Origin of the sequence: Streptomyces sp. NPDC048664 (assembly GCF_040650555.1) — a bacterium.
Taxonomy (GTDB): Bacteria; Actinomycetota; Actinomycetes; order Streptomycetales; family Streptomycetaceae; genus Streptomyces.
On record NZ_JBEZHK010000023.1, the window covers coordinates 91,252 to 103,064 of the forward strand.

Genomic DNA, 11,813 nt, shown 5'->3' on the forward strand with positions numbered 1-11,813 from the left:
TTGTTCACTGAACCGTAACGCGAGAGAGGCACCCAGGAGGGGGATCTCACCCATGCTGTTCCTCGTAGCCGCACTGCTGGTGCTGGGCGCCGTGATGGGCACCGTGGCCCACGCACCGCTCGGCTTCACCCTGACCGCCGCCGCCGTGATCGCCGTATGGCTCATCGTCTTCGCGATCCGCGAACGGCACGGGCGCCGCCGGCAGACGTCCGCCCACTGACCCGCGTACACCCAACGACCGTCGGGAGCTGACGCATCATGAACCTCACCGCCGAACGAACCGAACGAACCGAACAGGCCGCGCCGACCGAGCAGGCCCCGCCCGCCGAGCAACCCGCCACCCGCGTGCGCCGCGAGCCCGGGCGGGAAGCGGACGGCATGGCCGTCGCCTCCTTCATCCTGGGGCTGCTCGGCCTCCTCGTCCTCAACCTCTTCCTCGGCCCCGTCGCCATCGTGCTGGCCACCGTGGCCCTGTGGCGCGGCACCGGGCGCCGCGGACGCGCCCTCCTCGGCCTCGGCCTGGGCGTCGCCGACCTCCTGGTCCTCGCGGCCTTCACCCAGGCCGACCACTCGTTGTCCTGGAGCTTCTAGCGGCGGAGCCGACCGGGATCGCCGTGGGCGGGCTCGCGCACCGGCCCCGCGTCGGCCCCCGTGCGGGCGGTCCTAGAATTGGCCCACCATGGCTTACCTCGACCACGCCGCGACCACTCCGATGCTGCCTGAGGCGGCGGAGGCGCTGACCGCGCAGCTCGGCATCACCGGAAACGCCTCGTCCCTGCACGCGGCCGGCCGTCGCGCGAGGCGGGCCGTCGAAGAGGCCCGCGAGAGGCTCGCCGAAGCGCTGGGCGCCCGACCCAGCGAGGTCGTGTTCACCTCGGGCGGCACCGAGGCCGACAACCTGGCGGTCAAGGGCCTGTACTGGTCACGCCGGGACGCCGACCCGGCCCGTACCCGCGTCCTCGCCAGTCCCGTGGAACACCACGCCGTCCTCGACGCCGTCGACTGGCTCGGCGAGCACGAGGGCGCCACCGTCGAGTACCTCCCCGTCGACTCCCACGGCCGCGTCCACCCCGAGGACCTGCGCGAGGCCATCGCCCGCGACCCCGCAAGCGTGGCGCTCGCCACGGTGATGTGGGCCAACAACGAGATCGGCACGATCATGCCGGTCCGGGAACTCGCCGAGGTCGCGCAGGAGTTCGACATCCCGCTGCACGCCGACGCGGTCCAGGCGTTCGGCCAGGTACCGCTCGACTTCGAGGCGTCCGGTCTCGCGGCGATGACGGTCTCCGGGCACAAGGTCGGCGGTCCCTACGGCATCGGGGCACTTCTCCTGGGCCGTCGGTACAGCCCCGTACCGGTCCTGCACGGCGGCGGCCAGGAGCGCCACGTCCGCTCCGGCACCCTCGACGTGCCCGCCGTCGTCTCCTTCTCCGTCGCCGGATCGACCGCCGCCGCCCGCCGGGAGTGGTTCGCCCGCGAGATCGGCGCCCTGCGCGACGACCTGATCGGCGCGGTCCGCGCGGCCGTCCCCGACGCCGTCCTGGGCGGGGACCCCGTCGACCGGCTCCCCGCCAACGCCCACTTCGCCTTCCCCGGCTGCGAGGGCGACTCCCTGCTCCTGCTGCTGGACGCCCAGGGCATCGAGTGCTCCACCGGCTCCGCCTGCACGGCCGGCGTGGCCCAGCCCAGCCATGTGCTGCTCGCCACCGGGGCCGGCGCGGACATCGCCCGCGGCACCCTGCGCTTCTCCCTCGGCCACACCTCGACGGCGGCCGACGTGGACGCGGTGGCCAAGGCGATCGGCCCCGCGGTGGAACGGGCGCGCACGGCGGGCCTGAGCTGAGTCGCGGGGGACCGGCGGCGCACTGTGGGCGGCCCTCCGGGAGCCGCCGCGCGACCCGTACTCTTGAAGGGCTATGACTGACACCCCGCAGCGCCCCCTCCGCGTCCTCGCCGCCATGTCCGGCGGGGTCGACTCCGCCGTAGCCGCCGCCCGCGCCGCCGAGGCCGGGCACGACGTGACCGGAGTCCACCTCGCGCTGTCCGCGAACCCGCAGTCCTTCCGCACGGGCGCCCGCGGCTGCTGCACCATCGAGGACTCCCGCGACGCCCGCCGCGCCGCGGACGTCATCGGCATCCCCTTCTACGTCTGGGACCTCGCCGAACGCTTCCGCGAGGACGTGGTCGAGGACTTCGTCGCCGAGTACGAGGCGGGCCGCACCCCGAACCCCTGCCTGCGCTGCAACGAGAAGATCAAGTTCGCGGCGCTGCTGGACAAGGCCCTCGCCCTCGGCTTCGACGCGGTGTGCACGGGCCACTACGCGAAGGTCGTCACCCTGGGCGACGGCACCCGCGAGCTGCACCGCGCCTCCGACATGGCCAAGGACCAGTCCTACGTCCTCGGGGTCCTGGACGACCGGCAGCTGGCGCACGCGATGTTCCCGCTCGGCGACACCCTCACCACCAAGGACGAGATCCGCGCCGAGGCCGAGCGCCGGGGCCTCGCGGTCGCCAAGAAGCCCGACTCCCACGACATCTGCTTCATCGCCGACGGCGACACCCAGGGCTTCCTCGCCCAGCGGCTGGGCCGCGCGGAGGGCGACATCGTCGACGAGTCCGGGGCGAGGCTGGGCACGCACGACGGCGCGTACGGCTACACGATCGGCCAGCGCAAGGGCCTGCGCATCGGCACCCCGGCGCCCGACGGCAAGCCGCGCTACGTGCTCGACATCTCGCCGGTCACCAACACGGTCACGGTCGGCCCGGCCGCCGCCCTCGACGTCAGCGCCCTGACCGCCGTCAAGCCCCGCTGGTGCGGAGCGGCCCCCACGCGGCCCGGCACCTACTCGGCCCAGCTGCGCGCACACGGCGACGAGACGCCGGTGACCGCCGAACTGGTCGACGACACCCTGCGGGTCGCCTTCACCGAGCCCGTGCGCGGCGTGGCGCCCGGCCAGGCGATCGTGCTCTACGACGGCACGCGCGTGGTGGGCTCGGCGACGATCGCCTCCACCACGCGCGCGACGACCGCGGTGGCCTGAGCGGACCTTCCGGCGGGCGCGCTCAGCCGCCGAAGAAATCCGCCAGCACCGGGGCGAGCACCTCCGGGTCCACCATGTGGTTCTGGCCCTCCAGCAGGCGGTACGTGCCCTGGGGCGCCGCCTCGGCCACGGCCTGCGTCGCCCGGCGCAGCCACTCGGGGCTCGCCCCGCCCGCGACGGCCAGCAGCGGCACGGTGGTCGCCGCCAGCAGGTCCCGGGGCACCAGACCGCCGTCCATCACGGCGTCGTCGTAGGCGAGCGTCGGTGCGATGGACTCCATGCCGGCCCACATGGGGGACTGGCGGGCGTTGTCGATCATCTGCGGCGCCAGTCCCGTGAGCCGCAGGAACAACGCGACCGCGTCCCCGCGCCGGTCCGCCCCCAGCGCCTCGGCGAGCTTCTTGGTGTACTCGGCGCGCTCCCGCGCCCCACCGCCGAAGTCGGCGTAGGGCGTCTCGTAGACCGCGGCCTGACGCACCGGCAGACCGCTCGCCGCAGCCTGGAGCACCAGCGCGCCGCCCGACGAGATGCCGTACAGCGACGCCTCGCCCCCGGCGGCCTCGATCAGCGCCGCGAGGTCCTCCACCTCGCGGGCCACCGCGTAGGGCGGTGTGTCGCCGCTGCCGCCGCGGCCCCGGCGGTCGTACACGATGACGCTGAAGCGGTCCGAGAGGCGCGCGGCCAGGGGCGCCACCGTGGCGCCCGTGGACATCGCACCGCTCACGAGGACGAGCGCCGGGCCCGCTCCGGTGCGTTCGTAGACGATAGGGGTGCCGTCGCGCGAGATGGTCTGCTTGTCCATGACTGTGAGACTGCCCCAGACGACGGCACCGAAAGGTCACGACACCGCTACTTGCCCACTTCCACTTCGTAGAAGCACAGGTGGTCCTTGATCTGGGTGACGTCCGGCTCGGGGTCGGGGTACGCCCACACCAGGTCCGCCGCGTCGGGCAGGGACCAGTAGGAGGCGGTGCCCTTGAAGGGGCACACGGTGTGGGTGTCGGACGGGGTCAGCAGATCCAGGCGCACGTCGTCGGCCGGGATGTAGTACCGCGGGGGACAACCGGTCTCGTGCAGCACCAGTGCCCGGTCGCTGCGCGCCAGTACCTGCTCGCCGTGCACCACGCGCACGGGCTCGTTCGCTTGCTCGATGGTGATCGTGTGTCCTTGGGCCATAACAGGGAGAGCACCCGCGGGCCGCCGGTTTCTTCCCGCGTACGCTCATCGCATGGACATCTGCGTCTTCCTCTCCGCCGCCGACCTCGCCGAGCGCTACACGCGCCCCGCGAGCGAGTTCGCCGAACTGCTGGGCAAGGGCGGTCACACCCTGGTGTGGGGCGGCTCCGACGTGGGGCTCATGAAGGTGGTCGCCGACGGTGTGCAGGAGGCGGGCGGCAGGCTGGTCGGCGTCTCCGTCGGGTTCCTCCAGGGCAAGGCCCGGGCGGGCGCGGACGAGATGGTGGTCGCCAAGGACCTCTCCGAGCGCAAGCGGCTGCTCCTGGAGAAGTCCGAGGCCGTCGTCATCATGGTCGGCGGGACCGGGACGCTGGACGAGGCGACGGAGATCCTCGAACTCAAGAAGCACGGGCACACCGACAAGCCGGTGGTCCTGCTGAACACGGACGGCTTCTACGACGGCCTCAAGGAGCAGTTCCACCGCATGGACGACGAGGGGTTCCTGCCCCGGCCACTCGCGGACCTGGTGTTCTTCGCGGACGAACCGGCGGGCGCGCTGGCGTATCTGGAGGAGTCGCTCCCCGGCCGCTGACACCGGGGTGCGAGCATGGCGGGCATGGCTACTCATGTGATCACCGGTGCGGGTTCCGGTATCGGCTCGGCCGTGGCCCGCCGTCTGCACGCGCGCGGGGACGACCTCGTGCTGCACGCCCGCGACGCCGGGCGGGCGAAGGAACTCAGCGCCGAGTTCCCCGGCGCGACGACCCTGGTGGGCGACCTCGCGGAACCCGACAGGCTCTCCTGGGCGTTCTCCCACCAGAGCCTGCCCGACCGGGTGGACTCCCTGCTGCACATCGCGGGCGTCGTCGACCTGGGCACCGTCGACGAACTGACCCCGAGGTCCTGGCACCACCAGCTGAACGTCAACCTGGTCGCCCCCGCCGAGCTGACCCGTCACCTCCTGCCCCAGCTGCGCGCCGCCCGCGGCCATGTCGTGTTCGTGAACTCGGGCGCGGGACTGGCCGCGCACGCCCAGTGGGCCGCGTACGCGGCCTCCAAGCACGGCCTGAAGGCCCTCGCGGACTCCCTGCGCCAGGAGGAGCACGTGAACGGCGTACGCGTCACCTCCGTCTACCCCGGCCGCACCGCGAGCCCGATGCAGGCCAAGGTCCACCAGCAGGAGGGCAAGCGGTACGACCCGTCGCAGTGGATCGACCCGGAGTCGGTGGCGACGACGATCCTGACGGCGATCGACCTCCCGAAGGACGCGGAACTGAACGACGTGACCATCCGCCCAGGCTCCTGACCCGCCGGGGGCGCCGCAGGCACGGCCGGCCCGTCCAACCGGAGGGCGCTGCGGACGTGTCCGGCCCCACCCAGCCCGTCCGACCGGGGCCGTTGCGGGCGCGACCGGGCCCCACCCAGCCCGTCCGGCGTTTGAGGACGAGGCCGTTCAGGCCGACAAGGGGGGCCCGGGGCGCAGCCCCGTGACAGCCGCGACCACGCCGCAGCCACCGTCACAGCCCCCCAAGCGGAGCGCATACGCTGCACAGGTGAGTGAAAACACCCAGCCCCCACCCGCCGGCGCAGCCACCGGCATCGGCTCCATGCCCGGCACGGACGCCCGCGAGGCGGCCAAGACCGTCACCGGCAGCCTGGAGGACTTCCCCTTCCTCGCGGAGCTGTCCGCCCGCGGCCCCGGCGCAGACATGATCGGCCGGACCGCCGGCATGCTCGTGGACCTGTACGCGCGCGTGGAGCCCAGCGGCTGGCGGTTCGGCGACCGGCCGGGGCGCGACACCAAGCGGGCCAGGTCCTGGCTGGGAGAGGACCTCGACGCCCTGGAGGAGTTCACCCAGGGGTACGAGGGCCCGCTCAAGGTCCAGGCGGCCGGCCCGTGGACCCTCGCCGCCGCCCTGGAACTGCGCAACGGCGAGGCCTCCCTCTCCGACCCCGGCGCCTGCCGCGACCTGGCCGGATCGCTCGCGGAGGGGCTGCGCGTGCATCTGGACGAGGTCCGCAAGCGCGTGCCCGGCGCGCGGATCGTGCTGCAACTGGACGAGCCGTCGCTGACCGCCGTCCTGCGCGGGCAGGTGCGGTCGGCCAGTGGCTACCGCACCCACCGGGCCGTGGACCGCCAGGTGGTCGAGGCCACGCTGCGCGAGGTCGTCGGCGTGCACACCGACGGCCCGGTCGTGGTCCACGCGTGCGCGGCGGACGTACCGTTCGCCCTCCTGCGCAGGGCCGGCGCCGACGGGATCTCCTTCGACTTCTCCCTTCTCACCGAGCGTGACGACGACGCGATCGGTGAGGCGGTGGAAGCGGGCACCCGGCTCTTCGCCGGAGTGGTCCCCGGCACGGACGCCCCGTTGTCAGACCCTGCCGGTAGCGTCATGGGTGTCAGAACGCTGTGGCGCAGGCTGGGGCTGCGTCCGGGGCTTCTCGCCGACACCGTCACGGTCACTCCGGCCTGCGGTCTCGCGGGCGCGTCCCCGGACTACGCCCGCAGGGCGCTGGCCCACTGCGTTCGGGCGGCGAGATCCCTCGCGGACAACCCTGAGTAACGGGAGGACCACACGGTGGCCGGCGACAAGCAAGCGGAGACGACGGTGCCCGCGCAGGCGCGGGAGCAGCACTCGCAGCTCGCTGAGCAGATCGAGGAGCACCGCTTCCGGTACTACGTGAAGGACGCCCCCGTCGTCAGCGACGCGGAGTTCGACGGTCTTCTGCGCGGCCTGGAGGCGCTGGAGGAGGAGTACCCCGAGCTGCGTACGCCCGACTCGCCGACACAGAAGGTCGCGGGGGCCTACGAGACGGAGTTCACGTCGGTGGAGCACCGCCGGCGGATGCTCTCGCTGGACAACGCGTTCGACGACGAGAAGCTCGCCGCGTGGGTCGACCGGGTAGCCCGGGAGGTCGGCAGTTCCACGTACCACTTCCTGTGCGAACTGAAGGTCGACGGCCTCGCCGTCAACCTCACCTATGAGCACGGGCGGCTGACGCGCGCCGCGACCCGGGGCGACGGCGTCGCCGGCGAGGACATCACCCCCAACGTCCGTACGATCGCCGCGATCCCGGACCGCCTGGAGGGCGACCGCGTCCCCGACCTGGTGGAGATCCGGGGCGAGGTCTACTTCCCGATGGAGAAGTTCGAGGAGCTGAACGCCCGTCTGGTGGCCGCCGGCGACAAGCCGTTCGCCAACCCCCGCAACGCGGCGGCGGGTTCCCTGCGCCAGAAGGACCCCCGGGTCACGGCGACCCGACCGCTGTACATGGTGGTGCACGGCATCGGCGCCCTGGAGGGCTTCCAGGACAGCATGACCCGCCTGTCCGAGGCGTACACGCTGCTGCACTCCTGGGGCCTGCCCACCGCGACGCACAACGAGGTGGTCGACGACCTCGACGGGGTGCGGGAGTTCATCGCGCGCTACGCGGGCGAACGCCGGCACTCCGTGGAGCACGAGATCGACGGGGTGGTGGTGAAAGTGGACGAGATCCCGCTCCAGGGCCGCCTGGGCTCCACCTCACGCGCCCCCCGCTGGGCCATCGCGTGGAAGTACCCGCCGGAGGAGGCCAACACCAAGCTCATCGACATCCGCGTGGGAGTCGGCCGGACCGGCAGGGTCACGCCCTACGCGCAGGTCGAGCCGGTCACCGTCGCGGGCTCCGAGGTCGAGTTCGCGACCCTGCACAACCAGGACGTCGTCAAGGCGAAGGGCGTGCTCATCGGCGACACGGTGGTGATCCGCAAGGCGGGCGAGATCATCCCCGAGATCCTCGGCCCGGTGGTCGACCTGCGCGACGGCACGGAGCGCGTGTTCGAGATGCCCTCGACGTGCCCCGAGTGCGGTACGCCGCTGCGGCCGATGAAGGAGGGCGACATCGACCTCCGCTGCCCGAACGCGCGCTCCTGCCCGGCCCAGTTGCGCGAGCGGCTCTTCTACCTGGCAGGCCGTAAGGCACTCGACATCGAGCACTTCGGATACGTGTCCGCCGCGGCCCTCACCCAGCCGCTGGAGCCGACCGACCCCCCGCTGAGGGACGAGGGCGGGCTGTTCGACCTCACGGTGGAGCAACTGCTGCCCATCAAGGCGTATGTCCTCGACCCGGACAGCGGTCTGCCCAAGAGGGACCCGAAGAGCGGCGAGGAGAAGGTCGCGACGGTCTTCGCCAACCAGCAGGGCGAGCCCAGGAAGAACGCCATCGCGATGCTGGAGAACATCGCGGCGGCCAAGGAGCGTCCGCTCGCCCGCCTTCTGACGGGACTGTCGATCCGCCATGTCGGCCCGGTGGCGGCCCAGGCGCTGGCCCGCGAGTTCCGCTCCATCGATCGCATCGAGCAGGCGAGCGAGGACGAGCTCAAGGCCACCGAGGGCGTCGGTCCGATCGTGGCCGCCGCGGTCAAGGAGTGGTTCGCGGAGGACTGGCACCGCGACATCCTCGCCCGCTGGAAGGCCGCGGGCGTCCGGATGGAGGAGGAGGGCTCCGGCCAGGACGAGGGGCCCCGCCCGCTGGAGGGGCTCACGGTGGTGGTGACCGGAACGCTGGAGCACCACACCCGCGACGGAGCCAAGGACGCGCTGCAGAGCAGAGGCGCGAAGGTGACCGGCTCCGTCTCCAAGAAGACGTCGTTCGTCGTCGTCGGAGAGAACCCCGGCTCGAAGTACGACAAGGCCATGCAGTTGAAGGTCCCGGTCCTCGACGAGGAGGGCTTCGCCGTCCTGTTGGAGCAGGGCCCCGAGGCGGCGGCCGACGCCGCGCTTTCGGCCGGGGCGGAGTGAGGAAACCTCAACCGTTCGCCGCATATCAGATGCATACGGATGGCCGGGGTGCATTCGGGCAACCGCCGACGACCGCTGCCCGCGCGAGCCGTCCGCGGCCTACTGTTGAGATGTGCGCCTGCCGGGCCCGGACGCGCGGCGGGTTGTGACACGGTTTCAACGGGTTCAAACACGTTGCCGCCCAGGACACTTGGCGGGCGGTCCGCGTGGCGTGGACACCACCGGCTGTGAGAGGGACGGGAATGGAACCGACCGAGAGGGCCGCTCCCATCTCGAGGCTGCCCCTGCGCCGGATGCGCGGCGCCTGGCGGGTGGCCCGGCGGCGCGCGTGCCGGCCGGGGCGCCCGGGGGCGGACGGCTCCCGCACCGCACGGGGCGCCCGACCCCGCACGAGCGGCGCGGCGGAGGTCGCGCCCGGCGCCGGAGTCCTCAGGGCGAGCGTGCCGGACCCGCCCGCCGTCGCGGCGGCACCCGCCCGCGCGGCGCTCGCCGGTGGACCTCCGGCGCGGGACGCCGCGGCCGGCCGGCTCGCGACCCGGGCCGCTCTGCCCAGGGCCGTCGTCGCGGCCGCCGCGCTGGTGCTCGGCGCCTGCCTCCACCGGGTGGTCGGCCTGCACCGCGCGCCCTTCCCGTCGGGTGCCGTCGGCTGGTCCCTGGCCGCGCTCACCGGCGTCGTCGTCGTGCATCTGATCGCGCTCGGCCGTTCCCACTGGTCGGGCCGTGCGGGGAGCATGGGCTCCGGAGCCATGGGGTCCGGAGCGGCCCTGACCCTCGCCGTCCTGCTGCTGTACGGCTGGGTGCCCGCGGCACTGGTCAGCCTCACCGTGGTGCTGCTCGTCGGCGCGGCGCGTCCGGCCCGATGGCGCGACGACGTGCTGCACGGCGCGGTCGACATCCTGGGCATCGGCGCCGCGGCGCTCGTCCTGGCCGCCTTCGGCCGGGTGCCGACCGTGGAGACGCCCTGGAACCCGCGCAGCTGGACCCTCTCCGCCGCGCCCCAGGTCGTCCTGCTGGCGATGGCGTACCTCGCGGTGACCCGGGCACTGCTGTGGTACCTGCACGCCCCGAGCATCGGCGCTCTGCCCACCGTCGCCCGGACGGCGCTCGTCAGGCAGGCGCTGGTGGCCGTCGCGCTGCTCGGCATCGCGCCGCTGGTCTGCGTGGTGGCCCACTCGCTCCCCGTCCTGCTGCCCCTGTTCGCCGTCCCGCTCATCGCGCTGGACTCCACCCTGTGGATCGCCCGGGCCCGGGCCGAGGAGCAGCTGCGCGACCCGCTGACCGGACTGCCGAACCGGCAGTGGCTGCTGGAGCGCACCTGGAAGGCCCTGGACGACGCCGACCGCATCGGGGCGCGGGCCGCGCTCCTGCTGATCGACCTGGACCGCTTCCGCTCGGTGAACGACACGCTCGGCCATCTCGCCGGCGACCGGCTGTTGCTCCAGATCGCCGAGCGGCTGCGGCTGGCCCTGCCGCGCGGGGCCGAGGCCGCCCGCCTGGGAGGCGACGAGTTCGCCGTCTTACTGCCGGTCGCGGACTCCACGACCTCCGCCGCGCGGGCGGCCCGCGGCCTGGTCGCCGCCCTCGGCTCCCCGCTCGACCTGGACGGGCTGACCCTCGTCCTGGAGGCCAGCGCGGGTGTCGCCGTCTTCCCCGACCACGCGCTCGACGCGGAGGGGCTGCTGCGGCGCGCGGACGTGGCGATGTACCAGGCGAAGCGGGACCGTACCGGGGTGGAGGTGTACGAGTCCAAGCGCGACTCCAACACCCCCGACCGCCTCGGCCTGCTGGGCGACCTGCGGCGCGCCCTGGACGCGCACGAGGTGGAGCTGCACTACCAGCCGAAGGTGCGCTTCGACGGCGCGGTGGCGGGGCTGGAGGCACTCGTGCGATGGGTCCACCCCGAACGCGGAAAGGTTCCGCCCGACGAGTTCATCGCCATCGCCGAGTCCTCCGGGCTCATGCCGCGGCTGACCGAGTACGTGCTGGAGACCGCGCTCGAACAGGTGGCGCGGTGGCGGGCCCAGGGCATCGACGTGCCCGTGGCCGTCAACGTCTCGCCGCGCGACGTCCACGCGCCGGGTTTCGCGGGCGCGGTCGCCGCGCGGCTCGCCCGGCACGGGGTGCCCCCCGGGGCGCTGCAGCTGGAGATCACGGAGCACGTCCTCCTGGAGGATCCCCAGCGGGCCGCGGACACGCTGGCCGCGCTGTGCGGGCACGGCGTGAAGATGTCGCTGGACGACTTCGGCACCGGGTACTCCTCGCTCGTGCATCTGCGGCGGCTGCCGGTGAGCGAGTTGAAGATAGACCGCTCGTTCGTGGCACGGCTGGCGGTGGACGCGGAGGACGCCGAGATCGTGCGCTGCACGCTGGATCTCGCGCATTCGCTGGGGCTGCTGGTGGTCGCCGAGGGCGTCGAGGACGACGAGACCTGGGAGCGGCTGCGGGACCTCGGATGCGACGCGGTGCAGGGCTGGCTGGTCGCCGCTGCGATGCCACCGACGGAGACCACGGCATGGCTGCGGGCCCGAGGCATCCGCCCCCCCACCCCCCGCGCAGCCCTCCCCGCAGTCCCCACAGACTGACAACCCACGACCGCCCCCGCAATCGCCAGGGGCGCGGGGAACTGCGCAAACTCCACGACGCACGTGCACCCGAAAACGTACGACCGCCGCCACGGGCGATAGGGGCGCGGGGAACTGCGCAAACTCCACGACGCGCGCGCACCCGAAAACGTACGACCGCCGCCACGGGCGACAGGGGCGCGGGGAACTGCGCAAACTCCACGACGCGCGCGCACCCGAAAACGTACGACCGC

Annotated in this window: 11 protein-coding genes; 9 read left to right on the forward strand and 2 right to left on the reverse strand. The window is 73.1% G+C overall.

Annotated features, from left to right (window positions below):
- The first annotated feature begins 52 nt into the window (after positions 1-52).
- The 4 genes from AB0C59_RS23925 to mnmA all read left to right on the forward strand — a co-directional run bounded on the left by AB0C59_RS23925 (position 53) and on the right by mnmA (position 3,041).
- On the forward strand, positions 53-220 hold the full coding sequence (locus AB0C59_RS23925) for a hypothetical protein (RefSeq protein ID WP_363007784.1): 168 nt from the start codon (positions 53-55) through the stop codon (positions 218-220).
- 38 nt (positions 221-258) lie between these two features.
- Positions 259-591, forward strand: coding sequence for a DUF4190 domain-containing protein (locus tag AB0C59_RS23930; RefSeq protein ID WP_363007786.1), 333 nt, complete (start codon positions 259-261; stop codon positions 589-591).
- 88 nt (positions 592-679) lie between these two features.
- Positions 680-1,843 carry a cysteine desulfurase family protein gene (locus tag AB0C59_RS23935; RefSeq protein WP_363007788.1) on the forward strand — a complete coding sequence of 388 codons (1,164 nt, stop codon included), beginning with the start codon at positions 680-682 and terminating at the stop codon, positions 1,841-1,843.
- 73 nt (positions 1,844-1,916) lie between these two features.
- Entirely contained in the window at positions 1,917-3,041 is a 1,125-nt protein-coding gene (mnmA, locus tag AB0C59_RS23940; RefSeq protein WP_363007790.1) for a tRNA 2-thiouridine(34) synthase MnmA, read from the forward strand.
- Positions 3,042-3,063: 22 nt separating this feature from the next.
- Here the strand turns inward: mnmA and AB0C59_RS23945 are convergent, their stop codons facing one another.
- Both AB0C59_RS23945 and AB0C59_RS23950 read right to left on the reverse strand, forming a co-directional pair.
- A complete protein-coding gene (locus tag AB0C59_RS23945) occupies positions 3,064-3,843 on the reverse strand; it encodes an alpha/beta hydrolase (RefSeq protein WP_363007792.1) in 780 nt (259 codons plus the stop codon).
- Positions 3,844-3,890: 47 nt separating this feature from the next.
- Positions 3,891-4,217: a DUF427 domain-containing protein gene (locus AB0C59_RS23950; RefSeq protein WP_363007794.1), complete on the reverse strand. Its 327-nt coding sequence runs from the start codon at positions 4,215-4,217 to the stop codon at positions 3,891-3,893.
- A 52-nt stretch (positions 4,218-4,269) separates the two neighbouring features.
- Here AB0C59_RS23950 and AB0C59_RS23955 point away from each other — a divergent pair, with 52 nt between their 5' ends.
- From AB0C59_RS23955 to AB0C59_RS23975, 5 genes are all read left to right on the forward strand, one after another.
- Positions 4,270-4,809 carry a TIGR00730 family Rossman fold protein gene (locus AB0C59_RS23955; RefSeq protein WP_363007796.1) on the forward strand — a complete coding sequence of 180 codons (540 nt, stop codon included), beginning with the start codon at positions 4,270-4,272 and terminating at the stop codon, positions 4,807-4,809.
- Positions 4,810-4,824: 15 nt separating this feature from the next.
- Positions 4,825-5,523 carry an SDR family oxidoreductase gene (locus tag AB0C59_RS23960; protein WP_363007798.1) on the forward strand — a complete coding sequence of 233 codons (699 nt, stop codon included), beginning with the start codon at positions 4,825-4,827 and terminating at the stop codon, positions 5,521-5,523.
- Between the two features lie 247 nt (positions 5,524-5,770).
- A complete protein-coding gene (locus tag AB0C59_RS23965; RefSeq protein WP_363007800.1) occupies positions 5,771-6,781 on the forward strand; it encodes a methionine synthase in 1,011 nt (336 codons plus the stop codon).
- 15 nt (positions 6,782-6,796) lie between these two features.
- Entirely contained in the window at positions 6,797-8,998 is a 2,202-nt protein-coding gene (gene ligA / locus AB0C59_RS23970) for an NAD-dependent DNA ligase LigA (RefSeq protein ID WP_363007802.1), read from the forward strand.
- Between the two features lie 242 nt (positions 8,999-9,240).
- A complete protein-coding gene (locus AB0C59_RS23975) occupies positions 9,241-11,580 on the forward strand; it encodes a bifunctional diguanylate cyclase/phosphodiesterase (RefSeq protein WP_363007804.1) in 2,340 nt (779 codons plus the stop codon).
- The last annotated feature ends 233 nt before the right edge of the window (positions 11,581-11,813 follow it).